Raw genomic sequence first — 23920 nt, 5'->3', positions numbered from 1 at the left:
GACATGATTCAGCGCATTGGTGAGGCGATTGTTCTGCGGACGTGGCCGTTTGAAGAGGCTGACCTGCTGGTGAGTCTGCTGACGCGGGAGCAGGGGCGCGTGAAGGGGGTGGCGCGTCATGCGATGCGGTCGCGGCGGCGGTTTGGCGGTGCGCTGGAGCCGATGACGTATGTGCGTGCGACGTATGCGGAGAAGCCGAAGCAGGAATTAGTTCGTCTGGATGCGTTTGAGATTCTGTGGTCTCCGCTGAAAGACGCAGTGGATTACGAGCGGATCGCGGCGTTGGAGCTGGTCGCGGAGGTATTAGAAGAGGTGCTGCCGGAGCAGGCACCTGAGGATGCGGTGTTTCGCCTGACGCTGGCGGTGATGGAGCAGATGCAGGTGGGCAGGGTGTGGATGCCTGCAACGTACTTCATGCTGTGGGTGAGCCGGTTGATGGGGTGGATGCCGGCGCTGGGGCATTGCGTAGCGTGTGGGTTGGATCTTCGCGGGGGGACGGTGTGGTGGTCGCCGGTTGCGGATGGTGTGACGTGCGCGGATGACAAGCGTGCGGGAAGCGCGGCGCTTTCGGCGGCGTCGGTTGCGGAGGCGCAGAGGATGTTTCGGACTCCGGTGGAGGAACTGGCGCAGGAGGAGTGGCCGAGGGGGCGGGCTGCTGATCTGCGCAGCTTTGCGGTGGGACTGCTGGAGAGGCATCTGGAGCGACGGCTACGGAGCGTGCGAGCGCTGGAGCGTGGGTAGGGCTGTCAGGCTGTGAGTCCGTAAAGTGCGCTGAGCCAAAGCACGAGGCCAGCCCCATAGCAGCCGACAGGGCTCAATGGTCCCTGCGCGGTGAGGAAGGGGTAGGTGGCTGCGATGAGAATAAGTGCTGCTCCAGTGATGTAGTGAGCTGGATACGAGAAGAGACCGGCGAGAGGAAGAAAGTGCAGTCCGACGATGAGGATGGCTGCTGGAATGACCCATGCGGACAGGCCGATGTTGACGAGGATGTTTCCGATGAGGATAAGAAGAATCCATTGGCCCGCGTTGATGATGTTGAACCAGCGTGACCGGCGTTTGCTTGCAGGCGAGCTTGCCTCGGCTGCTAATGCAGCGCGATTTTGTGTGTACTTGCGATAGGCCAGAATCAGGATCGTCAGAGAGCACAGCACGGCAAGTACGATAAGGGCGGGATTATGGTGGCTGGAGCGAACGATTCCCAGGATGAGCCAGGCTCCGCCGAAGCAGGAAAAGAACATGGCTCCGATGGCTCGGCTAGCGCGGTTGGACTGAAGTGTGGGCATTGAAAGAGCAGTATGCCTTGAGGCATGTGCATTCGCAAGGAGAAACGGCGTAGATGCTTATGGGTGCAAACCATCCACGCCTGTTTCTTCGTTTGTTCGGTCAGGCCTTGATGGGAATCCAGATCTCGACCTGACCGATGCCGGTGATGGAATTGAAATCTTCGCCGTAGAGCTCGAAGACAGGGCCGTCGACGAGCTTGTGGCCGGACTGGGGCAGCCAGACGTTCCAGATGGTGCTCCAGGTGCGGCGGATGGCGGAGATGTGGTCGCGGTGGATGAAGACGGCGTATCGCTGCTCGGGTAAGCGGACGCGGCTCCAATCGGCGGGGAGACGGGAGAAGTCGGAGACCTGAACGCCGCAGAGGTAGTCGAAGTTACCGTCTTCATCGTCGTTGTAGCGTACGCCGTAGGCGCTTTTGCCGACCTGTCCGTGAATGTGATTGAGGTGAGGGACGAACCGCTGCCATTGTGAAGGAATGGCCGCGCTGCTGTCGCAGTTGTAGTGCGCGCCGATACCACCGATGAGCATAGGTTCGCGGGTTTCGAAGCGTGGGGTTTCGAGGCTGTCGATGACGGTTTGGTTCATTTTGATGGGCTCCCTTAGCTGGATGTTGTTCACGTGGCCCTGGCTGCGAACGGCTTCGGGGGTGAGCCCGAACTGATCGCGGAAGGCGCGCGTGAATGCCTCGTGAGAGCTGTATCCCGCATCGAGTGCGACGGAGAGGATGTCCGGCGCGCCGTTGGCGAGTGCCCGCGCAGTTTCGGTAAGGCGGCGCTCGCGCATGTAGCGCATGACGGGGCGGCCGGTCTCAGCCTCGAAGGCTCGCGCCAGGTGATAGCGCGAGACGCATGCGATGGATGCGATGTCGTCAAGCGCGATCTCACTGGAGAAATGGCTCTCGATGAACCAGAGGGCCTTTCCTGCGGGGTTCATACTCTGCTCTCCTTTGACATGCCGCTAGTATGTTTTGTTTGTTGGGAGGTCATTTGATCGGGATTGCTGCCGGATGAGATGAAGTTTCCAGCACGCGACTGGGTTTTGGAAAGCGTGAAATCGGTGGGTTCCATTTAGAATCGAGAGATTACCGTCGATTGAAGAGAGATGCATGGCTGAGATAGCTGGAAAGAAAAAGGCGCTCACGTTTCAAGAGCTGTTGTTCCGGTTGCAGAGGTTCTGGGCTGACCAGGGTTGTGTGCTGCAGCAGCCGTATGACGTCGAGGTGGGCGCGGGCACGATGTCGCCGGACACGTTTTTGCGGGTGCTGGGGCCGAAACCAGTGCGGATTGCGTATGCGCAGCCTTCGCGGCGTCCGGCGGACGGACGCTATGGCGAGAACCCGAACCGGCTGTATCGGCATACGCAGCTGCAGGTGATTCTGAAGCCGCCACCGGAGCGGATTCAGGAGCTGTATCTGGAGTCGCTGGAGGCGATTGGGATCGACCTGCGCGAGCACGATATCAAGTTCGAAGAGGATAACTGGGAGTGGCCGGTGGGCGGCGCGTGGGGCGTGGGCTGGCAGGTGATGCTGGACGGGTTGGAGATCACGCAGTTCACGTACTTTCAGCAGTGCGGCGGCATGGACCTGGACCCGATGTGCGGTGAGATCACGTATGGTTTGGAGCGCATTGCGGGGTTTCTGCAGGATGTGGATTCGATCTATGACATCGTGTGGGCCATTGAACCTGACACGGGTCGCAAGGTGACGTATGGCGAGATGCGGCTGGCGGAGGAAGAACAGTTTTCGGCATACAGCTTCGACTATGCCGAGGTGCCGAAGCTTTGGGAGCATTTGAAGCTGTATGAGGCGGAGTGCCTGGACCTGCTGGAGAAGGCGAAGGGCCTCTTCGATGAGAAGGCCAAGACGGATGCGCTGACCGTGAAGCGGTTCCCGGTGCTGGGAGCGTATGAGCTGGCTCTGAAGTGTTCGCATGTCTTCAACCTGCTGGATGCGCGTGGCGCGATTTCAGTGACGGAGCGCGTGGGCGTGATGGCGCGGATTCGTGCGCTGGTGATTGGCGTGGCAAAGGCGTATGCGCAGCAGGGTGAACTAGTCGAGGCAGCGAGTCAGCAGGTCAGCGCGTGAGTGAGAGTGTGATGGCGGATTTTCTTTTTGAGATTGGGTTGGAGGAAGTGCCGGCTCGCATGATTGCGAGTGCTGAGGCGGAGCTGAAGCGGCGTGTTGTGGAGCTTCTGGAGCGTGAGCGCCTGATTTCTGCTGGAGCGGATGTGAAGAGCTATTCGACGCCGCGTCGGCTGGCTGTGCTGGTTTCGGGGGTTGCGGCGAAGCAGGAGGATGCTGCGGAGGAACTAACGGGGCCTTCGGTGAAGGTGGCATTCAAGGATGGCGTGGCGACTCCCGCTGCGGTGGCTTTTGCGAAGAAGGCGGGCGTTGCGGTTGAAGCGCTGAAGACGGTCTCGACACCGAAGGGTGAATATCTGGCCGCGACAGTGGTGAAGGCCGGGCGCGCTGCGGCTGAGGTGATTGCTGCGGAGCTGCCGAAGGAGATCGCCGCGATCTACTGGGCGAAGAACATGTACTGGCGTGCGGGCAAGCCGGAGCGATTTGTAAGGCCGGTGCGTTGGATGCTGGCTCTGTTGGGCGATCAGGTCGTGCCGGTAGAGTTTGGTGGCAAGACAGCGGGCGCGGTGACGTATGGACATCGCGTGCTGTTTGGCGATGCGGCGATCAAGCTGGAGGCTCCGGCGAAGTATGAGGAGGCTCTGCTGACGGCGTATGTGATCGCCGATGTCGAGACGCGGCGGCAGAAGATTCGCAAGGCGTTGGACCATGTGACACGCACGGTGGAGGGAGCGCGCTGGCGCGAGGATCATGGGTTGATTGACACGCTGACGCACCTGACGGAGTGGGCTTCGGATCGGTCGGTCGTGCTTGGCGGATTTGAGCCGGAGTATCTGTCGCTGCCGGAAGAGGTGCTGGTGACCGTGATGCGCGATCACCAGAAGTATCTTGCGGTTGAAGACAAGGCAGGCAAGCTGGCTCCTTATTTTCTTGCGGTGCTGAATATGGAGGCCGATGACGCCGGGCTGGCAGTGATTCGGCATGGCAATGCGCGCGTGTTGCGGGCGCGGTTTAATGATGCTCGATTCTTCTGGGAGTTCGATCAGAGAGTGCCGTTGAAAGAGCGAGTGAAGCAGCTTGAAAACGTTACGTTCCAGAAGGAGCTTGGCAGCTACGCGGCGAAGACGACACGCGTGCGTGAGCTTGCGCTGGGGCTGGCGGAGCTGGTGACGTCGCGTGGGGCGAGGGTAGATGCTGTTGCTCTGGATGCGGCTGCGATGCTGGCGAAGACCGATCTGACGACAGAGCTGGTGAAGGAGTTTACGGAGCTGCAGGGTATTGTAGGCGGGCTGTATGCGAAGGCGCAGGGCGCGTCGGAGGCTGCGGCTGCGGCGATCTACGATCAGTATCTGCCGGAGTCGATGGAGGATGCGGTGCCGCGGACGGTGGAGGGGGCGCTGCTCTCGATTGCGGATAAGGCGGACACGATTGCGGGTATGTTCGGCCTGGGAATGGAGCCGACGGGATCGAAGGACCCGTTTGCTCTGCGCCGTGCGGCGAACGGCATCGTGAAGATTCTTGCGGAGAGTACGCCTGCTCTGCCATTGACGCTGAGCGAAGTTGCGGGGCGTGCGACGGCGAATGAGGCGGTCGAGGCGAAAGTGCGCTCGTTCCTCGTAGAGCGGCTGGAGTTCTATCTGCGCGAGGCGAAGGAGCAGGCGTATGACGTGGTGAAGGCTGTGCTCGCGGCGGGGAGCGATGATGTGCGCGATGCGGTGGCGCGGGCCGAGGCGGTGACGTCGGTGCGTGGCTCAGCTGATTTTGAGGCGGTAAGCGCGGCGTTCAAGCGGATGAAGAATATTCTGGCGCAGGCGAAGGAGAAGGGAGAGTCCTTTGATGGCGCGGCATCAGCGCAGAAGGGTGCTCACCCGGCGCAGGAGGCGCTGGCTGCGGCTGCTGCGCATGTTGGCGGCAAGGTTGAGACGCTGAGCGGCGGGCATGCGTACGGCGCTGCGCTGGAGGCAGTGGCAACGCTGCGTCCGCAGGTGGACGCGTTCTTCGAGCAGGTGATGGTGATGGATCCGGATGCGGAGGTTCGCAAGGGCAGACTGTCGCTGCTGGCCTCGATCGTGAAGAGCTTTTCGGGGATTGCGGACTTTTCGGAGATCGTTGTTGCCGGCTAGTTGGCGATCAACATCGCGCTCAGCATGGCCAGGAAGATTGCGCCGAGTGAACCAAGGGGAATGAGGATTCCTTCGCAGAAGGAGTTCCATGCGGCGCGGTCTTGAAGTCCATCTTCGGCACGTGCGTTGGAGGGTCTGGTTGTTGCGATTTCGGTTGCAGTCATCGATCGTTCCTCTGCAGATTTACGTGTCTCTCTGCAATTTTCTGAAGGTACGCTGACTCCTGTTCAGCTTGCTATCAGGTTGCGCGGGCCGGAATCAAGGTTGCAATAACACCAAAGCATCAAGGGTGAGGTTCGTGCGTAGACGAACAAGAAAGGGCGACTGAAACAGCCGCCCCCGCCCTTTCTTGTTCGGAAGAGAATCTACTGCGTTAGTTGGGGTAGACTCCCAACTCGCGCAGGCTGATCTCTAACCCGAAGAGGCTTCGGATGTTAACCCGCAGGTAGCGTGCGGTGACTGGTTTGAAGATGAAGGTGCGGACGGAGCCGGGGAACTCGATGCCGCCGCGGATGTTCGTGAAGTTAATGCCGTCTTCGGAGGTCTGAAGGCGGACGAGTTGCAGGAACGAGAGCAGATTGGAAGGTTTGAGGACGACTCGCTGGAAGGAGACGTCAGATCCGAGGTCGATGGTAACCCACTGGTCGGAGCCGCTGCCTGCGGTCCAGCCGGTGAAGGCGAGACCATCGACGGCGTTAGCGGGATCAGAGCCGGTTGCGGTGGACGATGCTGTAACCGGCTGGCGCAGGGCCAGGTCGATGGCAGACATCGGGTTGAAGAATTCCGGTGGCGTCGCTCCGTTGCTGTTCTGCTGGCTGAGGTCGTTCTTGTTGCCTGCGAGGACGGTTTGCGAGAGGTAATTCTGCACGCTTCCGGGGAACTGCGTATCGAACAGAATGGCGTTTCCACCGTTGTTGGTGGCGAGATTGTTGAAGAAGTAGGTGTTCGCCGATTCCGCGATGCCACCAGTTGCCGTGGAGATGGAGCCGATGCGCAGGCCGTTGTTGACGACGTCGTTGATGTTGCTGAAGGCAGTGTTGCCGTTCGTGACTGCCCGCTTTGAGCCGGAGGTGGCGTTGTTGTAGACGCCGATTCCGTGGCCGGTCGAAGAGGCATAGTCACGCGTTGTGGTGTAGTTTCCGTAGATTTTGTTGTAGGAGTCCGACTGCTCGATGAAGACGCCATAGCGCACATTGTCTATGTTGATGTTGCCGATGGCGTAGCTGTTGGAGGTGGAGGAGTCAAAGTCGACGCCGTCCATGTTGCAGCTGCTGAGCTGATTTTCGAGGACGACGTAATGGGCATTGGCGTATTGCGTCCAGAGGCAGCGGCCTCCGCTCATGTTGACGGTGTTGCGGTAGAGGATGTTGTATCCGCCGCCGCGCTGCAGCTGGATCATGCCTCCACTGGTGCGGATCGTGGGAACGCCGCCGTTGATGACGCTGACGTGATCGATGTTCACCATGGTTGTCGATGGGAAATAAATGCCTGTGATTCCGCCTTGTCCGTGGAGGTCGATGGTGCCGCCGGAGATGGAGACGAAGGATGCCGGGTTGGTGTCGGTGATGACCTGTGCGGGTTTGGACGTGACGTTGATGGTGCCGTTGAGGAGGACAGCGGTATTTGAGCTGAGGGTGAGTGGCGTGGTGCCGTCCATGGTGAACGTGCCGTTCATGTGCAGGACGATGAAGCTTGCGGGATTGGCCGCCAGAGCCGCATTGTAGGCAGTTTGCACATCGGTCAGGTTGCCGGAGCCGACGGTGATGTCAGCGCGGCTGACTCCGTTGAGGATGGGATCGTTGTGCTGGTTGTCGATGGTGGGGGGATAGAAGTATTTGCTCGTTGGCGCGTTCAACGGAGTTCCGTGAGCGACGACGTAGTTGGCGGCGGAGCGATCGGTGAGGTCGGTCTGATTGGAGAGCGTGTTGTTGTAGACGAGGTTGTCGGAGCCGTCGAAGTCGATGCCGTTGGCTCCATTGTGGCTGATGATGTTACGCATGATGGCAGAGGAAGAGCTGGTGGATGCCAGCTGAACGCCTGCCTGCATGTTGCCACTGACATCATTGTCGGAGATGAGGTTATTGTTGGCGTCAGCAAGCACACCGATGTTGTTGTGACTGATCTCATTGTTGGTGACGGAAGAGTGCGCGGCGCTTAACTGGACGCCGGTGCCTTTGTTGCCATGAACGAAGTTATCGAGCAGGAGTGTCTGGGTGATGTTGCTGACGGTGATTCCGTTTCCTGCGGAACCGGCGATGTCGCAGCGAGTGATGGCGGAGCCGCTGTCGAAGGTGGTATTGCCATTGCCGTTGAGGACGATGGCGTCACGGCCGGTATTGCGAATGGTGACGGCGTCAATGTTGATCTTGGTGGAGGTCTCGGCGTCGATGCCGGAGAGGTTAGCGAAGTTTCCTTCCAGCACGCCGCCGGCGATGGCGACCTTGCTCTGTCCCGAGACGGAGATCAGGCTGCTTGCCGTCGCTCCGGGTAATGCGGCGATGGTGCCGTAGAGAACAACCGAGGTGTTGGACGGCAAGGTGAGAGGTGCGGTGCGAACCCAGTAATAGCCTGTGAGTGTGAGGACGATCGGAGCGCCGGGATTGGCGGCGCGGGCAGCGTCGAGCTGAGTCTGAACGGTGGCGAGCGGGACAGAATCGAACTGGAGTTGAACGGCGGTTTCGCCGGGATTGAGGATGTAGCTTGCGGCCGGAGGAATGTACAGGCCGGGCTGACGTGGGCCGTCGGCGAGCAGAAGGCTGGGGGAAAGCAGAAGAACGATGAGGGCACTGAAACAGGCCGTTGGTCTTCGCAGCGTGTGATAAAGCTGTGGGATGTTCATTGAGGAGTCTCTCCGATCGCGAGGTATTGGTGCTGGGAGGGCTGCATTGGTTGCAAAATGCAAACGTATACATTGCCGCAGGACACGACATGCCATCAGCCTGTTTCCCCTGCGTTCTGAGAGCGGCTTTGATTGGCGGCAGCCAATGTACACACCCCACGGAGCGGCAAGCAAGTAAATTTTTATTGGCTGAAAGTTTGATTTATTGGCAATAGGGTGTCAGTTGAGCCGCTGTAACCGGGCAATCAGTTTTTCGGCGAGTGGCTCGCCGGACTCGGTCCAGAGGAGGCGGCTGGAGATGCCGGAATTTTTTTCTACGGAAAGGGTGAAGGCGAGGAGCATCTCGACGTTCTGCTTGATATGCTGCTGCGCCTCTTCGTCGAGGGAGTCGTCTTCCTCGTCCATGATCCAGGGAGTGTCGAGGCCGAAGTCGACGCGGATCTGGCCGTTCTGTTCATAGGTGGACTGGTCGAACTCAGGGCCGAAGCCGATGATCTTGACTGTGGAGGGCTGCGGCTTCCAGAGGGGATCGAGCGCGGCGGCGCCTTCTCCGCCGGAGTTCTCGGGACGCCAGAGGTTCCACTTCATTTCGAACTCGTAGGCCATGTCGTCATGGAGCTGTTCGGTGGCTTCGGCAACGGCATTTTCGATGATGGAATCTTCGGTGGACTGAGCTCGGTCGTCGTTGACGTAGACGCGCTGGTAGACGGGGGACTCACTGAAGCTGATGGGATAGGCGCTGGCGGCGGCAACGCGCTTTTCGCCACTGATGAGGGCGAACTGGCGGAGCACGGAGACGAGGGCCGCGGGGAGCGAGTCCAGGCGGAAGTTGGGGAACCAGAGGCTGAGGTAGAGCTGATCGGCCATAGAGACAGTCTATTCGGGAATGGGGACGGTGAGTTAGAGGGAGAGGATTTCTTTGTATGGGCGGCCGGGGTGAGAAGATAGTAGAGATAGGCTTACGATGCGTGTTTCGATAGAGAGGCTGCGAATCTGGTTGCTGGCGGGCGCGGCCCTGCTGGTAGTTGTCGTTACCGGTTTTCTTGGCGTAGCGCGCTTTCGGGCTCATCGGCTGCTGACGGACCTGCCGAAGAAGCTAGGCGCGGATATCCGGCAGGAGACGAATTCGTTTACCTACTCGCAGACGGTGAAGGGCAAGACGGTTTTTACCGTGCACGCGGCCAAGGCGATTCAGCACAACGACGGCAAATATACGTTGCAGGATGTGGGAATCGCGGTCTACGGGCATGGTGATGCGGGGGCATCGGAGACGAGCGAGCGGGTGGACCGTATCTACGGCAAGGAGTTCAGCCTGGACCAGACGGAAGGCGTGGTGAAGGCCGTCGGCGAGGTCCACATCGATCTGCAGGCTCCTGCGACGAAGGATTCAACGGGCAAGATGGACTATGCGGCGGGAGCCGATCTGAAAGCCGCGCATAAAGATGAACCAGGGCGTGGCGATCCGAAGGTGATCCACGTTAAGACGAGCGGCCTGGTTTATCTGCAGAAGCTGGGAGTGGCGGCGACCGATCAGGATATTGAGTTTGAGTACAACGGCCTGACGGGCCATGCGAGGGGTGCGGAATATAACGCGGACTCAGGACAGCTGGTGCTGCAGTCGGCGGTGAGTATCAGCGGTCTGGAGCATGGCCAGCCGATTTTGCTGAATGCGACGAGAGCAGAGCTCGATCGCGTCAATCATAAGGCAGTGCTGATGCAGGCGAAGTACGTGACGGTGAATGGCGATGATGGCAAGGGGGGCAGGCAGACGGTAGAGGCTCGTCATGCCGTTGTTGCAATGCGCGCCGATGGTGGAATCGACCGTGTGGATGGTGACGGTGGAGTGGCCGTGGCTTCGGGCGACGGCATGCGAACGACGGCTGATCGCGGTGAGATGCTACTCACTCCCGAGGGAAGGCCGAAGTCGGCGCACATGATGGAGCATGTGACGTACATGGTGGATGACGAGCAAAGACAGGCCAAAGGAGATTCGAGCGAGGCCAGGGTGAGCTTCGACGCGAAGGGCCAGGCGGAGAAGGTTGTGTTGAGCGGTGGTGTCCACCTGAATGAGCGCGTGCAGATGGTGGCTTCAGCGAAGGGCGCGAAACCTGACAAGAGCGCGTGGAGTGATCGCGAGCTGAACGCGGCGACGGTAGAGATGGGGCTGGCAACGGATGCGGCCGGAAAGACTCGTCCGCGGAGTGCGGTGGCGACGGGCAGTGCGCGACTGAAAGTAATTGATGCTGGCGGATCGATCAAAGGACAGCGCCAGAGCGCGATGAGCGCCGATGTTCTGACGGCGCGCTTTATGGGAGCAGACGCTCAGATCGATGAAGTGACCGGGAATGGAAGCGCGGCGCTGGAGAGGGTGAGCGAGACGGGTGTTGTCGAGACGAGTACGGGCGACGCGCTGGAGGTCCACTTTCGCAACAGCACGAAGACGTCTGCGAAGAAGAACCCGGGCGCGGCGTTTGAGGGAGGCGGAAGCGCGATTGCGAATGCCGTTCTGACGGGCCATGTTGTGGCGACGCGAAAAACCCCGGCTGCGAAGGGAGATACGGGGGGACTTCAGACGGACAGGGCGACGGCGCTGAAAGCCAGTTATGACGGCTCCAACCAGGTGTTAACCCTGACGGGTCAAGTGCAGATGGCAAATCAGGATGGAACGCTGTGGGCCGACCGTGTTGCGATGGATCAGAAGACGGGTGATGCGCAGGCCGATGGTGGGGTGAAGGTGAGCTATCAACAGAACGCACAGAGCGGCGTGGTCCATGTGCTGGCTCAGCGGGCTGATCTGAAGAAGGCTAACGATACGGCGATTTTTTACGGAGTTGCAGGGAAGCCGGCGCGGCTGTGGCAGGCCGGCTCGCAAGTGGAGGCTCCGGTGCTGGAGTTCGTGCAGAAGCAGCGGAGGCTCCTGGCGCATGGGGATGGAGCGGGAGCGCCGATGGCGGTGCATACGGTTCTGGTCAGTACGGGGTCTTCCAGGAACGCAGCCGGCTTTGTCAAAACCGCGGATGTGAAGACGGTGGATCCGGCCCAGGGGAGTGTCGCGATGCGCTCGCCATCCGTGGTGCGCGTGGCAAGTCGTGAGATGGTGTATTCCGATGAGGCGCGGACGGCTGAGTTTACAGGCGGGGTGAAGGTCGAGAGTGCGGACGGGTTGATGCGCGGAGATCATGCGACGGCATACCTGCAAGCTGCGTCTACTGATAAGACAGGTAATAAAGCATCAGGGAAAAAAGCAGATGCGGGTGCAGGATTTTTGGGAGGAAGTGTCGACAGGGTGGTTGTGAGCGAAGGCATCGAGATTGACCAGCCAGGGAGAAAGGCGACCGGGGCGCGGCTAGTCTATACGGCCAGTGATGGATTGTTCGTGCTGACGGGGACGCCTGCGGTAGCGCCTCGTGTTGTTGACCAGATGCGGGGCATGGTGACGGGAGCAGAACTGCGGTTTCATGCCGAGGACGAGAGTGTAGTGATTTCTAATGGAGATAAGGGTGGTTCCGGGATGAGGGTCCACACCGAGACACGGGTGAAGAGAGATAAATGAGGACTCTTTCGACGGAGGAAATTGGCAAGTCGTACGGCGGCCGCGAGGTTGTTCGTGGCGTGAGCCTGAAGATCGAGCAGGGCGAGGTGGTGGGGCTCCTGGGTCCGAATGGCGCCGGGAAGACGACAAGCTTCTACATGATTGTGGGGCTGGTGCGTCCCGATGTCGGTCAAGTGATGGCTGACGGTCACGATATTACTCGTCTGCCGATGTACCTGCGTGCGAGGAGCTATGGCATCAGCTACCTTCCGCAGGAGCCCTCCGTGTTTCGCAAATTGACGGTAGAGGACAATATTCTGGCTGTGCTGGAGACGCAGCAGTTGAGCTGGGAGGGTCGCAGGACGCGCACGGAGAAGCTGATTGAACAGCTGAATCTGGGGCATGTTCGCAAGACGCGCGGCTATGCCTTGAGCGGTGGCGAGCGGCGGCGCGTGGAGATTGCGCGTTGCCTGGCGATCGAGCCCGCCTTCATTCTGCTGGATGAGCCGTTTTCGGGTATCGATCCGATTGCCGTGCTTGATCTGCAGGAGATTATTTTTGGGCTGAAGCGGAGCGGGATCGGTGTTTTGATCACGGACCATAACGTTCGTGAGACGATGACGGTCACCGACCGGGCCTATATCATTAACGAAGGAAAGATATTTCGTACCGGAACGCCGGGGGATTTGGGCCGTGATCCGGAGGTGCGGAGAATCTACCTGGGTGACAAGTTTTCGATGGATTGATCTAAACCGCACATTCGATACAACTTCTGTTGTAACGATGGCAACGATCGTGAGAGCGTACGGTGGTGAGCTTCGCGGTAGACTTGCCCTAAGATTGGAAGAGGCGTGTAGACTGTGGCCTGATAAGCCCCTCCCCCTACGTGTCGGACGGTCGCAAGAGTGGAAGCGACGCGTCTAATCAAGCAAAGAAAATTTGTGTTGTAAGGATTGAGGACTCCTAGACGTGCTGCTGCAACCCAAGCTGAATTTGAAGGTCTCACAACGCCAGGTGCTGACGCCTGGTCTGGTGCAGATGGTCAGCGTTCTTGCGCTGAACAAGCTTGAGCTGAAGGAGATGATCAATACGGAGATCGTCGAAAATCCTGTGCTTGAGGAGATTGAAGATACAGGCGTCTCGCTGGATGAGCGGGCGGGCATGGAAGGGGATCGGGAACGCTCTGCCGAGGAGATGGTTGCAGAAGGTGAGCGGGCTGAGAAAGATCCATTTGATGAGATCGACTTTGGCTCCTATTTTCAGGAATATCTCGATCCGGGCTTTCGGACAGGGACGAGTTTTGAGGAGTACGACAAGCCGTCGTTCGAGAATTTTCTTTCGCAGCCGAGCACGCTGAGCGATCACCTGGTCTGGCAGCTTGGTTCGCTTACGCTTGCGCCTGAGCTGCGTGCGGCGTGCGAATTGGTTGTCGGCAATCTGGATGAAAACGGATATCTGACGGCGAGTGATGAAGAGCTTGCCGGGGCTCTTGGCGCGTTGAATCCAGTGGCGCCGGAACCCATTCCATTTGAGCGTGGCGTCCGGCTTGGGAGTGAGGCACGCTGGGAGACAGATCAGGCTGCGGAAGAGCAGGGAGCAGAGATCGATGTTGCAGCGGCTGCGGCCGCCGAGGACGGCAAAGAGAATCTGCGGCTGGTGCGCGAAGCCCGCGCTATCATCAATAACCTGGACCCGGTTGGAGTGGGCGCGCGCGATCTGCGGGAGTGCCTGACGATTCAGATTCAGGCTCAGCAGAAAGAAGCTGCGATGGTGTTGCGCAGGCAGCAGTCTGTTGTGGGGAAGAATGGCAACCACGCTGCTAAAACGGTGGAGGCTTCGGAGACGAAGCGTGACGATGTCTTCACGATTGCTTCGTTCATCGTCAACAACTGCCTGCCTCTGCTGCAGAAGAAGGATATGCGTGAGTTGACGCGCTGCTGTGGGCGCGAAGCGGATGAGGTTCAGGGCGCGGTGGAGTTTATCCGCTCACTCGATCCACGTCCCGGACAGCGTTATAACCATGTTGAGACGAGGCTGATTGAGCCCGATGTAGCGTTCGTGAAGCGTGACGATAAGTACGTTGTTCTCGTCAATGACGAAGACATGCCGGCGCTGCGGCTGAATCACGGCTATCGCAAGATGCTGCAGGAGAAGCAGACGGAGAAGGAAGTCAAGGAATATGTGAAGGAGCGGTACAAGTCTGCTATTCAGCTGCTGCGCAATATTGAGCAGCGGAAGAATACGATTGTGCGGACGTGCGAGGTGATTGTGCGTCGACAGACGGAGTTCCTGGAACATGGCGTCGAAGCACTGAAGCCGATGATGATCAAGGAGGTCGCCGAGGAGATCGGTGTGCATCCTTCGACGGTGAGCCGCGCAGTCGCCAATAAGTATGTGCATACGCCGCAGGGGGTGTATGAGCTTCGCTTCTTCTTCTCTGAAGGCGTGAATGGACCTGAGGGCGGCGATCTGCCGCTGGTGCTGCTCAAGCGCAAGGTCAAGAAGCTGATCGAAGAGGAAGATCCGCGTAAGCCGCTGACAGACGATCATCTGGCGGCAGAATTGCAGCGGCAGGGAATCCAGGTGACACGCAGGACGGTTGCAAAGTACCGTGAGGACATGCAGATCCCGAGTACACATCAGCGCCGGGTACGTTAGCAGCTGTCGTCTCCCCAAAAAGTTATTCTTGTGTACCTCGCCCTGTAGGGTGTGCGGGCGTAATATGTCTCTCACGAGGTACCCCGATGAACCTGGAATACACCGGAAGACAGACGACGATCACAAAAAAACTGAAGACGCAGACCGAGGCCGGATTGGAGCGCATAGCGAAGATCATTGGCAATGCGGGCAGCGTACACATCATTCTGACGACCGAGAAGTACAGGCACACGGCTGAATTGACCGTGCAGACTCGCAACCTGAAACTTGTTGCTTCCTGTGAAGCAACCGATATGGAGACGGCCCTTCGCGATGCGCTGGCGACTCTGGAAAAACAGGCGATCAAACACACGAAGAGGAAGACAACGATCAAACGCAATGCGAAGGACGGCGTGCGCCAGATCGCTGTTTTTGAGGAGGTAGAAGCGATCGCCGTGGGAGCAGAACTGGTCAAGGTCGCAGCTCGAAACGGAGATGCGCGGAAGACGGTGCCGATGCTGGTGCATACATTTCCTTCGCAGTCGCCTCTGGCTGAGCCTCACCTGGTGCGCTCGAAGGATGGTGTGGCGATGCGTCCGATGACGCTGGAGGAGGCTGTCAAGGAAGCCGCATTCCGTGATCGCGAGGTCTTCGTCTTTCGCGATCACGGCGGTCAGGCGATGGTGCTCCATCGCAAGCGCGACGGAAAGATGGAGTTGATTGAAGTTCCATAAATAGATGAGTGGGATGGTCGCCCCGGGCGGTTCTTCGTGAAGAAACTGTCCGGGGCGTTTCTATTTCATCGTCAGGTCTTCTGCGATGTGCGGGGATGCTATAGGATTCCAGTCATGCCACGCAGAGGTGCAAAGAAGACAGTAAAGGCGGAGAAGACGAAGACCGCTGAGTTGAAAGATGTAGGCGAACTGGTCATTCTGACTGGGTTGTCGGGGTCAGGAAAACTTTCGGCGCTGAAGACATTTGAAGACCTTGGTTTCTACTCGGTGGATAATCTGCCGCTGGAGCTTGTGCCGCAGTTTGCGGATCTGGTCAGGCAATCGGCTGAGATCGAGCGGGCTGCGCTGGTGGTCGATGTGCGCGAAGGGATGCGGCTGGAGGAGTTTCCTGAGATTCTTAAAAAAGTGCGCAAGGTTCTTCCGACCCGCGTGCTCTTTCTTGAGGCCAGCGATGAGGCGTTGATACGTCGCTTCTCGGAGACGCGGCGGCCACATCCCATGGGCCGATCCGATACAGTTGTGAAGTCAATTCGTGCTGAGCGGAAGCGGCTGGACCCGATTCGTAACGTCGCGGACATTATTCTTGACACGACCAAGTTCACGGTGCACGATCTGCGCGCGCATATCGGGGCACAGTTTGAGCGCGAATCGAGCGATCGCAACCTGACGATTTCGTCGAACAGCTTCGGTTTCAAGAACGGCATACCGACTGAGGCCGACCTTGTTTTCGATGTGCGCTTTCTTCCAAATCCGCATTTTGTGCCGGAGTTTCGCAAGCTGACGGGACGGCATCCCAAGGTTGCGAAATATGTGCGCGACTTTCCCCAGACGGCAGAGTTTCTGGATAAGACAATGGATCTGCTCAAGTTTTTGTTGCCGCATTACATCAAGGAAGGAAAGAGTTACTTGACGGTGGCGTTCGGATGTACCGGGGGACAGCATCGTTCGGTGTTCATTGCGGAAGAGATGAAGAAGAGACTGACGGCTGCGGGGTATCGCGTCAAAACAGCTCATCGCGATATGCCGCGCTAGAAATCGGCGGGCGCATTAAAATAGTGAGATGGCCCATAAGGTGAGGATCGGGAGAGTGACGGCTTGAGGCGCATCTGGCGATTGTTGTTGTATGTACGGCCCTATGCGCTGTATCTGGGTGCTTCTGTGTTTTTGATGGCGCTGGTCGGCGCGATGGCTGCTCTCAGAATTATTCTCGTCAAGCCGATCTTCGATAACGTTCTCAGCCCTGACGCTCCGACGCAGAATGTACTGCATTTCCCTCTACCTCATTTTCATCGTGAGATAAGTTTGCAGTTTCTTGTTCCGCACCACTTCCATAATGCGTGGACTGTTGTCGCCTACATGCTGATTGTTTCGGCGGTGGTGAAGTCGGTGTGCGACTACCTGGGGACGTACCTGGTGAATTATGCCGGTTTCGGCATGATCACCGACCTGCGGAATGATCTTTATAACGCGGTGCTGCGCCGTTCGGTGGCATTCTTTCAGAAGCACACGACAGGTACTCTGCTGTCGACACTGATCAACGATATCGAACGCGTGCAGTTTGCAATGTCAAGCGTGCTCGGCGATTTTCTGCAACAGTTTTTCACGCTGCTGTTCACTGCAGGTGTTGTTATTGTGGTTGGCGGCAAGCTGGCCTGGGTGCTGCTGCTGTTTGTTCCCGTAGTGATCTCTTCAGCGAGGCGCATCGGACGCCGGGTGCGGCAGACGACACGTAAGGGACAGGACAAGCTGGCCGAGATACAAAACATCCTGCACGAGACGATTACGGGGAATCGTATTGTGAAGGCCTTCGGTATGGAGCTGTGGGAGATGAACCGCTTCCGCCGTGCTGCGCGAAGGCTTTTTCGGGCGAATCTGAAGTCGGTTAGCGTGCAGGCGATCAGTTCACCGCTGATGGATGCGTTGGGATCGGTTGGAATTGCGCTGCTTTTGCTGCTGGGGCGTGGAAGAATTTTACAGCACGAAATGACGGCGGGATCGTTTATTGCCTTTCTGGTGGCAGTGTTTACTCTGTACGATCCAGTGCGTAAATTTGCACTTTTCTATAACAGCTTTCAGCAGGCGTTGGGTGCGAGCGAGGATATTTTCAAGTTCATGGATGCGCAGGATGACGTTCGCGAGAAGCGTCGTGCGCATGTATTGAAGGGGTTCAGCAAAGGGATCGTTTTTGAGAATGCCTCCTTTGGTTACGTGGATGAAGACGGTGAGATGGCCGAGGTTCTTCACGATATCAATCTCGACGTAAAGCCGGGCGAGGTCATTGCATTGGTTGGGCCGAGCGGGGCGGGTAAATCGTCGCTGGTGAATCTGATTCCGCGGTTTTTTGATGTCAGCGGAGGCAAGATCACCATTGATGGCTATGACTTAAGAGATGTCACGATTGCCTCGTTGCGTGAACAGATTGGTAAGGTGACGCAGGAGACGGTCCTCTTCAACGACACGGTACGCAATAACATTGCTTATGGCCAGCCGGATGTTCCGCTGTCAAGGGTAGAAGAGGCTGCTCGTATGGCGATGGCGCATGACTTCATTATGAAGATGCCCGATGGCTATCATACGAAGATTGGCGAGAAGGGGTTGAGGCTGAGCGGTGGCGAACGGCAGCGGTTGGCGATTGCTCGCGCCATTCTGAAGAATGCGCCGATCCTGATTCTGGATGAGGCTACGAGCGCACTCGATATGGAGAGCGAACAGTATGTACAGGCGGCGCTTGCCAATCTTATGCAGGGCCGTACTGTTTTCGTGATAGCACATCGGTTATCGACGGTGCGCCGAGCGACCAAGATCGCTGTGTTGGAGCAGGGAAGAATTACGGAGATGGGAACGCATGAGGAACTGATGATGCGTTCCGGGACCTATCGCAGGCTTTACGACATGCAGTTTGGCGAGGATGATGTGGCAGGCAACGGTGCAGTGTTACAGGCCGTGGTTCCGGAGGGTTTTGCTTGAGTGTGATCTATTCGATGACAGGATTTGCGAGCGCGCGTGGTGTGGCAGATGATAAGCCGGGTTTCTCGCTCGCTATTAAGAGCGTGAATCATCGTTTTCTGGACCTGCATATGCGCCTGCCGTCGTACTGCGATGCACTCGAGATGCAGATGCGCCGGCTGCTGAAGGAGACGCTGAAGCGAGGTCACATTGAGGTCACCCTGCAGGTAGAGCGGAAGTCGAGTGCTCTGATCGAACTGAATGCCGACCTGCTGGGTGCGTATGTTGACGCCTTTGGCAAAGCTGCACAGATGTATGGCCTGCCGAATCAACCCGATCTCAACTCATTGTTGCGCATTCCTGGGGTAATGACTGCCGAGACGACAACAGGCGTTGAGGGCAATGCCGATCTCGATGCCGCGGTCATGGCAGAGATGCCTGCGCTGATAGAGAAGTTGAATATTGTTCGCGCGCAGGAAGGCGCTGCACTGGTTGCAGAGCTGCGTGCTTCGATGAAAAAGCTGCGGATCTTTGCCGACGAGATGGCGAGCTTACGGAATGGGGTGCGCGAGGCCCAGTTTGAGCGACTGCGGACGCGCCTCGCGGAGTTGACTGACGGTGTTACAGTGAGCGACGAGAGAATTCTCTCTGAAGCAGCCGTGCTTGCAGAGAAAAGCGATGTTGAAGAAGAGATTGTGCGCTTGAAGACGCACATCGATCGTTTTACCGCGATGCTAGATGAGGGTGGTGAGCTGGGGAAGCGTCTGGATTTTCTTTTGCAGGAGCTGAATCGCGAGGCCAATACGATGCTTTCGAAGACGGGTGCGGCGGCAGGCGATAACAGTTTGCGTATTACGGAGCTCGGGCTGGAGATTAAGGCAGAGATTGAAAAGGCGCGCGAGCAGGTGCAGAACATCGAATAGCAACGGTTACACTGAAGGTATTCCAACAAGCTGGCTAATGGGTTAAATCGGAGCAGATGGCAGGAATCCTGTTTATTATCTCGGCGCCTTCGGGCTCAGGCAAATCGACACTGGTGAGCCAACTCAGGACGCTGGTTGAGGGCCTGGATTTTTCAATCTCATACACGACGCGAGCACCGCGTGGTTCGGAAGAGAACGGCCGCGAGTATTACTTCACGACGCGCGAAGAGTTCGAGCGCATGGTTGCGGCTGGCGATTTTCTGGAGTGGGCCGAGGTCTTCGGCAACTACTATGGCACGGCGGTTTCGGCGCTGCAGCACGCGAAAGACCTGGGGAAAGACCTGCTGCTCGATATTGATGTGCAGGGCGCGTTGCAGGTGATGAAAAAAATGCCGCAGGCTGTCTCTATCTTTATCCTGCCACCGAGTCCCCAGGTGCTGGAACGTCGGCTTAGGAATCGAAGCGCGGCAGAAAATATGACTGCGGAAACCATCATCGAGAAGCGGCTCAACGGGGCTAAAGGCGAATTAAAGATGGTCTGGGATTATCAATACGCGCTGGTGAATGATGTATTGGATGAGGCTGTTACGGAGATGCGCGCCGTGGTGCTGTACGAGCGCGGATTGCGCGACGACGGAATCGAGGAGCTGGCGAAAGGTTGCAGAACGAATGCGGCTTCGGCGAAGCTGCAGGCTGTTCTTGGGGCTTTTGGGGAATAAGCAGTTATCCACCGGATTTTTGAGTGGCGATTTTTGGACGTTGGCGATACATTCAGACGCAAGGAGGACCGCATGGCCATAGATGGTTCGTTCCACAATAAGTACAGTCTGGTGAAAGGCGCAGCGCGGAGGGCGCGGCAATTGCAGTCGGGCGCACCGCCGTTGATTACGTCCAAATCGATGAAGGCTTGCCGGGTGGCAGAGGACGAGATCCGGCAGGGTCAGGTGAAGTACGTATTGCCGAATGCTCCAGCGCCAGCTCCTGCTCCTTCTGAGCCGCCAGTTCATTGAGCTTCGAGGTTGTTTCTCTGCGATAGCATAGAGCTATGTCAGGAGAGGCCGAGCATCTGCGTGCGTATGTAGAGTACTTCCGCGATTTGGGAGTACACGATTTTTATCGACGCGGAGAGCCGGTGGTCGAGGCTTCGGCGGTGGAGCAGGTGAGTGCTCCTGTGGCTGAGGCTTTGCCAGTCACTGCTCATCCTGTGCCAGAGAAGGTTGCAGTTCCATCCTCTGCGGAGCATGTTGTTGCTGTGCCGGTTCGGCCTGCGCCCACTCCTATAAGTTCTTCGCGATCTGAGTTCCTGGAGCCTCCAAATTTGAAGCTGGTGAGTTTTAATAACCTTGCTCCTCTGCCTGAGAAGCGTATGGTTGCGGCGGATCGTCCTGCGGCGTTGCGTGCGATCCAGGAAGAGATTGGCGATTGCACACGCTGTCCGCTGGCATACGCAGGGCGGCACAAGATTGTCTTTGCGGATGGTGATCCGAGTGCACGGCTGATGTTTGTCGGTGAAGGCCCAGGTGCCGACGAGGATGCTCAAGGTCTGCCGTTCGTAGGCAAGGCAGGGCAGCTACTAAACAACATGATTGGCGCAATGGGCCTGAAGCGCGAGCAGGTTTATATTGCGAATATCGTGAAGTGCCGTCCGCCGGGAAACCGGACACCGGAGCCGGTAGAGGCGACGACGTGCTCGCAGTTTCTGCTGAAGCAGATCGATGTGGTGCAGCCGGAGTTTATCGTCGCGCTGGGTTCTACGGCGGCGACGTACCTGCTTGGCGTGAAGCAGTCGCTGGCTGGATTGCGTGGACGCTGGCATAGCTGCCGCGGCGCGAAGCTGGCGGTGACGTATCATCCGGCGTTTCTTCTGCGCGACCCACGGCAGAAGGCCGAGGCCTGGAAAGACCTTCAGATGGTGATGAAGGAGATGGGGCTGAAAGTACCATCCAAGGGATAACGTCTTTCATCCTGCCGATTAAGCAAAGCGTAGACGAACGATCTGTAAACGAACGATCTATTGTGGCGGTGGGATGCGAACCGTATTGGCGCGGCAGGAGCGGATAGGGCCGCAGGATGTGGGCTGGAGCTGCTTATTGAGGCAGACCTCCACAGCGGTGAGGTAGTTGTTGCCGCAGGAGAGAGCAAGCGAGCCGCGCGGAATCTGCGGGTTGGTGGCTGTGAAGAGACCCAGAATCTGTTCCGGTGGCATCGAGATCTGACTGGTCAGTTGCGTGAGCTGCGAGGGAATGGCGACGGACTGTGTGGCCTTGCGGGCGGTCGAAAAGAAGTCGTCGGGTGAGAGGCCAGAGCAGGTACCGTGGGTTTTCCACTCGTGCTGAAGCAGGCCGGGGTCGGGGTAGATATCGGAATATTGAGCCGGATTGGCTGGTCCGGGTGCGTCGGCGCAGTTCTGCGGATAGGTGCCGTCGAGGTTCTGTGGCCAGAGTCCATGCAGCACGAAGGCGAGGTGCTGGGCGCACTCAGGTTTGTCGGCGTGGGAGTAGCAGAATTCGGGCGACCAGGAGAGGTTGAGCAGGTAGTAGTCGAAGGTGCCGGTGGCCTGCGGAAGAGTCCGAGAGCCTCGTTCGGCGAGTGCTGTGCCGGAGCGAGGAGACGGTTTGGGTTCAGGTGTCGGCGCAGGACGCGGGTTGCATGCAGTAAGGACGAGGAGCAGCGAAAGGAGGGAGGCGGCGGCCTTCATGGTGCGAAAAGGATAGCAGGCGCACGTGAAGACTGATTTCCTAAATCGGGAACTACTGCTTTCTTGAGGATTCATACGACTTTTGCGTGATGATTTGCGGGCATGAGCAGGAGAAGACTGACATTGCTGTACGGCGATACGTTCGCAACATCTCCTTATGCACAGGACGAATCCCAATGCACTCGGATCGTTTTTATCGTATTTCTCTTCGTCTTCTCTCCTTGGTGTTGTCTGCAGGCATGTTCATTGCGGGCTCGTCTGGCTACGGCCAGGATCTGTTTAATGGCACAGTGAATGGTGCCTCTCTGGGTGTAGGACATTCCGATGTCGCTATGCCTCATGGCGCTTTGGGTGCCGTTTCTGTCGGAAATCCTGCAGGGATCGGTTTGATCGAGGGGCGGTCGCTGGAGGTAGGTGGGCTGGCGATTCTGGCTCATGGGAGCTATACGAGTGCAACGAGTACAAATAGCAGGCTGGATCCGCTGCTGGGCCTGGCGCCGGCGGTGGCATTTGTGTCGAGTGTAGGCAGATCGCCGTGGAGGTTTGCTGTTTCGGCTACACCGGATGTGTCATTGGCGGCGAACTGGTATTACTACGACGCTCCTGGAACTGCTGGGGTGACATACGGCTATCAGCAGAACAAGTCGTCTCTGCTGAACGAACGTTTTGCGCTGGGGGTGGCGCATCCGCTGGGGAAGAGGCTCCAGATCGGAGGGACGTTCGGGGTGGTTTACGACTCGACGACGTTGATCGCGCCGACGATTTTTCAGCAGCAGCCGGTGCTAAAAGGACTGAAGACGCTGCTGACGATGAAGACCACTGGAGTTGGCTGGAACGGTTCTATCGGAGTGATCTATACACCAACGCCAAAGGTGCACGTAGGAATAACATACAGGACACCGACAACCATCAACAGTACCGGGACGGCGGTTGGGAATCTGAGTGCGTTGCTGGCGGCGCTCGGATTGACAGGGAAATTTCAGCCGAATTTTCGCTACTCGTCGAAGTTCAACTATACGTTGCCTCAGATTGGCAGAGCGGGTATGGCCTGGAATGCAAGCACGAAAACGAAGGTCTTTGCCAGTGTGGATTTCGTAGGCTGGGGAAATGCCTTCGATCATCTAGGGCTTACTGTGTCCGAGGGAACGAATGCCGACTTGAATGGACTGGTGGGATCGAATGGGTTCCATGATGTGATTCCGTTGAACTGGAGCAATCAGGCAATCGTTCACATAGGCGTGGAGAGGGCGATGACGCCAAACCTTACCCTGCGTGGGGGCTTTGTCGCCGGGAACAATCCTGTTCCTGCCGCGACACTGACTCCACTCACAGCATCGATTACGCAGGCAAGCGTGGCTGCGGGAGTAGGCTACCATCGTAGCCGTTACAGGTTGGATGCTGGATACCAGGCTGGCTTGCCGCATACCGCATCCGTGGGGCAGAGTCTTCTGCGCGCAGGAGAATACAACAACAGCCAAACAGAGATCAGCACGCAGACGTTGGCGACGACCTTCGCTATCGTTTTTTGAGAAAACAAGGGAGTGGCGCGGCTGGGGTGTGGTGTGTTTCACTTTCAGCCATGGCTAACAAACAGACTCGCCGCAATTTTCTGCTGACGGCTCCAATTGCCGCAGCCGTCGCTTCCCCTTTAGCTGACACGATGCTGCGTGCTTCAACCGCGGGCTCCGCTATGGGGCAGGTGTCAGACGGCAGCAAGGTACAGGTCTTTACGGCTGCCGAAATGGCAGGAGAGTTGAAGAGCGTACAGGCTAACAATGGGACGAAGAATCTGCTGACCTCGCCGGGCACGCTGATGATTATCAACGAGGAGACGCGGAAGGCTGCCAAGGAGTTTGAGTGGCATGCGACGCGCGACCACGTCTTTCAGGTGCTGGACGGTGAGACGAAGTATGAGCTGGGCGGAACGCCGAAGGGCACACATGAGACGAAGCCCGGCGAGTGGCTTGCTCCGGAGTCGGAGGGAGCCAGAACCGTCATTCTGAAGAAGGGTGACTATCTGTTTGTACCGCGTATGACTCCGCACAAGAGGACGACGGAAGGAAGCGTGAGCCTGCTGCTGATCTCATCCCAGACGCCGGCATAGGGGCGGGTTAGCGCATCCGC

The 23920-nt window shown here is 57.9% G+C and carries 21 protein-coding genes; 15 read left to right on the top strand and 6 right to left on the bottom strand.

Annotated elements, in window-relative coordinates:
- The first annotated feature begins 3 nt into the window (after nt 1–3).
- The gene (recO, locus tag KFE13_RS04780) at nt 4–741 is read left to right on the top strand and encodes a DNA repair protein RecO (protein ID WP_260706032.1); all 738 of its coding nucleotides are present in this window, start codon (nt 4–6) and stop codon (nt 739–741) included.
- Between the two features lie 5 nt (nt 742–746).
- Here the strand turns inward: recO and KFE13_RS04775 are convergent, their stop codons facing one another.
- Nucleotides 747–1283 (bottom strand): hypothetical protein, encoded by a 537-nt coding sequence (locus KFE13_RS04775; protein ID WP_260706031.1) that lies wholly within the window; start codon nt 1281–1283, stop codon nt 747–749.
- 100 nt (nt 1284–1383) lie between these two features.
- Nucleotides 1384–2217 carry an AraC family transcriptional regulator gene (locus KFE13_RS04770; protein ID WP_260706030.1) on the bottom strand — a complete coding sequence of 278 codons (834 nt, stop codon included), beginning with the start codon at nt 2215–2217 and terminating at the stop codon, nt 1384–1386.
- 172 nt (nt 2218–2389) lie between these two features.
- Between KFE13_RS04770 and KFE13_RS04765 the strand changes: the two genes are divergently transcribed.
- Both KFE13_RS04765 and glyS read left to right on the top strand, forming a co-directional pair.
- Nucleotides 2390–3367: a glycine--tRNA ligase subunit alpha gene (locus KFE13_RS04765; RefSeq protein ID WP_260706029.1), complete on the top strand. Its 978-nt coding sequence runs from the start codon at nt 2390–2392 to the stop codon at nt 3365–3367.
- An 11-nt stretch (nt 3368–3378) separates the two neighbouring features.
- On the top strand, nt 3379–5487 hold the full coding sequence (gene glyS, locus KFE13_RS04760) for a glycine--tRNA ligase subunit beta (protein ID WP_260706908.1): 2109 nt from the start codon (nt 3379–3381) through the stop codon (nt 5485–5487).
- Here the strand turns inward: glyS and KFE13_RS04755 are convergent.
- The 3 genes from KFE13_RS04755 to KFE13_RS04745 form a co-directional block, all read right to left on the bottom strand.
- A complete protein-coding gene (locus tag KFE13_RS04755; RefSeq protein WP_260706028.1) occupies nt 5484–5651 on the bottom strand; it encodes a hypothetical protein in 168 nt (55 codons plus the stop codon). The two genes, glyS and KFE13_RS04755, sit on opposite strands and share 4 nt — an antisense overlap.
- A 209-nt stretch (nt 5652–5860) precedes the next feature.
- On the bottom strand, nt 5861–8326 hold the full coding sequence (locus KFE13_RS04750; RefSeq protein ID WP_260706027.1) for a right-handed parallel beta-helix repeat-containing protein: 2466 nt from the start codon (nt 8324–8326) through the stop codon (nt 5861–5863).
- 219 nt (nt 8327–8545) lie between these two features.
- Complete coding sequence (locus KFE13_RS04745; RefSeq protein WP_260706026.1) at nt 8546–9193, bottom strand: hypothetical protein; 648 nt, start codon at nt 9191–9193, stop codon at nt 8546–8548.
- Nucleotides 9194–9290: 97 nt separating this feature from the next.
- On the opposite strand from KFE13_RS04745, the gene KFE13_RS04740 reads away from it, so the two are divergent.
- From KFE13_RS04740 to KFE13_RS04695, 10 genes are all read left to right on the top strand, one after another.
- Nucleotides 9291–11879, top strand: a complete 2589-nt coding sequence (locus KFE13_RS04740) for an LptA/OstA family protein (protein WP_260706025.1) — start codon at nt 9291–9293, stop codon at nt 11877–11879.
- Nucleotides 11876–12604, top strand: a complete 729-nt coding sequence (gene lptB / locus KFE13_RS04735) for an LPS export ABC transporter ATP-binding protein (RefSeq protein WP_260706024.1) — start codon at nt 11876–11878, stop codon at nt 12602–12604. The genes KFE13_RS04740 and lptB overlap by 4 nt, the downstream gene beginning before the upstream one ends.
- Nucleotides 12605–12827: 223 nt before the next feature.
- Nucleotides 12828–14516, top strand: a complete 1689-nt coding sequence (gene rpoN / locus KFE13_RS04730) for an RNA polymerase factor sigma-54 (protein ID WP_260706023.1) — start codon at nt 12828–12830, stop codon at nt 14514–14516.
- An 86-nt stretch (nt 14517–14602) separates the two neighbouring features.
- Entirely contained in the window at nt 14603–15229 is a 627-nt protein-coding gene (gene hpf, locus KFE13_RS04725; protein ID WP_260706022.1) for a ribosome hibernation-promoting factor, HPF/YfiA family, read from the top strand.
- A 114-nt stretch (nt 15230–15343) separates the two neighbouring features.
- Nucleotides 15344–16261 carry an RNase adapter RapZ gene (gene rapZ / locus KFE13_RS04720; RefSeq protein WP_260706021.1) on the top strand — a complete coding sequence of 306 codons (918 nt, stop codon included), beginning with the start codon at nt 15344–15346 and terminating at the stop codon, nt 16259–16261.
- A 63-nt stretch (nt 16262–16324) separates the two neighbouring features.
- Entirely contained in the window at nt 16325–18196 is a 1872-nt protein-coding gene (locus KFE13_RS04715) for an ABC transporter ATP-binding protein (RefSeq protein WP_260706020.1), read from the top strand.
- A 2-nt stretch (nt 18197–18198) separates the two neighbouring features.
- The gene (locus tag KFE13_RS04710; protein WP_260706907.1) at nt 18199–19098 is read left to right on the top strand and encodes a YicC/YloC family endoribonuclease; all 900 of its coding nucleotides are present in this window, start codon (nt 18199–18201) and stop codon (nt 19096–19098) included.
- 56 nt (nt 19099–19154) lie between these two features.
- The gene (gmk, locus tag KFE13_RS04705) at nt 19155–19817 is read left to right on the top strand and encodes a guanylate kinase (RefSeq protein WP_260706019.1); all 663 of its coding nucleotides are present in this window, start codon (nt 19155–19157) and stop codon (nt 19815–19817) included.
- Between the two features lie 72 nt (nt 19818–19889).
- Nucleotides 19890–20108: a DNA-directed RNA polymerase subunit omega gene (rpoZ, locus tag KFE13_RS04700; protein WP_260706018.1), complete on the top strand. Its 219-nt coding sequence runs from the start codon at nt 19890–19892 to the stop codon at nt 20106–20108.
- Nucleotides 20109–20143: 35 nt separating this feature from the next.
- Nucleotides 20144–21052: a uracil-DNA glycosylase gene (locus tag KFE13_RS04695; protein WP_260706017.1), complete on the top strand. Its 909-nt coding sequence runs from the start codon at nt 20144–20146 to the stop codon at nt 21050–21052.
- A gap of 57 nt (nt 21053–21109) precedes the next feature.
- On the opposite strand, the gene KFE13_RS04690 is transcribed toward KFE13_RS04695, so the two are convergent.
- A complete protein-coding gene (locus KFE13_RS04690; RefSeq protein WP_260706016.1) occupies nt 21110–21796 on the bottom strand; it encodes a ribonuclease T2 in 687 nt (228 codons plus the stop codon).
- 176 nt (nt 21797–21972) lie between these two features.
- On the opposite strand from KFE13_RS04690, the gene KFE13_RS04685 reads away from it, so the two are divergent.
- On the top strand, nt 21973–23325 hold the full coding sequence (locus tag KFE13_RS04685) for an OmpP1/FadL family transporter (protein WP_260706015.1): 1353 nt from the start codon (nt 21973–21975) through the stop codon (nt 23323–23325).
- Nucleotides 23326–23375: 50 nt separating this feature from the next.
- Entirely contained in the window at nt 23376–23900 is a 525-nt protein-coding gene (locus KFE13_RS04680) for a cupin domain-containing protein (RefSeq protein ID WP_260706014.1), read from the top strand.
- Nucleotides 23901–23920 lie beyond the last annotated feature (20 nt).

The organism is Edaphobacter flagellatus, from assembly GCF_025264665.1.
In the GTDB taxonomy this organism is placed as follows: Bacteria; Acidobacteriota; Terriglobia; order Terriglobales; family Acidobacteriaceae; genus Edaphobacter; species Edaphobacter flagellatus.
Note: the sequence above shows the minus strand (reverse complement) of the source record. Positions and strands in the feature narration are given on the sequence as shown.

Coding starts and splice junctions, on each gene's coding strand:
- recO (WP_260706032.1), top strand. CDS start 4: ATGATTCAGCGCATTGGTGAGGCGATTGTTCTGCGGACGTGGCCGTTT.
- KFE13_RS04775 (WP_260706031.1), bottom strand. CDS start 1,283: ATGCCCACACTTCAGTCCAACCGCGCTAGCCGAGCCATCGGAGCCATG.
- KFE13_RS04770 (WP_260706030.1), bottom strand. CDS start 2,217: ATGAACCCCGCAGGAAAGGCCCTCTGGTTCATCGAGAGCCATTTCTCC.
- KFE13_RS04765 (WP_260706029.1), top strand. CDS start 2,390: ATGGCTGAGATAGCTGGAAAGAAAAAGGCGCTCACGTTTCAAGAGCTG.
- glyS (WP_260706908.1), top strand. CDS start 3,379: ATGGCGGATTTTCTTTTTGAGATTGGGTTGGAGGAAGTGCCGGCTCGC.
- KFE13_RS04755 (WP_260706028.1), bottom strand. CDS start 5,651: ATGACTGCAACCGAAATCGCAACAACCAGACCCTCCAACGCACGTGCC.
- KFE13_RS04750 (WP_260706027.1), bottom strand. CDS start 8,326: ATGAACATCCCACAGCTTTATCACACGCTGCGAAGACCAACGGCCTGT.
- KFE13_RS04745 (WP_260706026.1), bottom strand. CDS start 9,193: ATGGCCGATCAGCTCTACCTCAGCCTCTGGTTCCCCAACTTCCGCCTG.
- KFE13_RS04740 (WP_260706025.1), top strand. CDS start 9,291: ATGCGTGTTTCGATAGAGAGGCTGCGAATCTGGTTGCTGGCGGGCGCG.
- lptB (WP_260706024.1), top strand. CDS start 11,876: ATGAGGACTCTTTCGACGGAGGAAATTGGCAAGTCGTACGGCGGCCGC.
- hpf (WP_260706022.1), top strand. CDS start 14,603: ATGAACCTGGAATACACCGGAAGACAGACGACGATCACAAAAAAACTG.
- rapZ (WP_260706021.1), top strand. CDS start 15,344: ATGCCACGCAGAGGTGCAAAGAAGACAGTAAAGGCGGAGAAGACGAAG.
- gmk (WP_260706019.1), top strand. CDS start 19,155: ATGGCAGGAATCCTGTTTATTATCTCGGCGCCTTCGGGCTCAGGCAAA.
- rpoZ (WP_260706018.1), top strand. CDS start 19,890: ATGGCCATAGATGGTTCGTTCCACAATAAGTACAGTCTGGTGAAAGGC.
- KFE13_RS04695 (WP_260706017.1), top strand. CDS start 20,144: ATGTCAGGAGAGGCCGAGCATCTGCGTGCGTATGTAGAGTACTTCCGC.
- KFE13_RS04690 (WP_260706016.1), bottom strand. CDS start 21,796: ATGAAGGCCGCCGCCTCCCTCCTTTCGCTGCTCCTCGTCCTTACTGCA.
- KFE13_RS04685 (WP_260706015.1), top strand. CDS start 21,973: ATGCACTCGGATCGTTTTTATCGTATTTCTCTTCGTCTTCTCTCCTTG.
- KFE13_RS04680 (WP_260706014.1), top strand. CDS start 23,376: ATGGCTAACAAACAGACTCGCCGCAATTTTCTGCTGACGGCTCCAATT.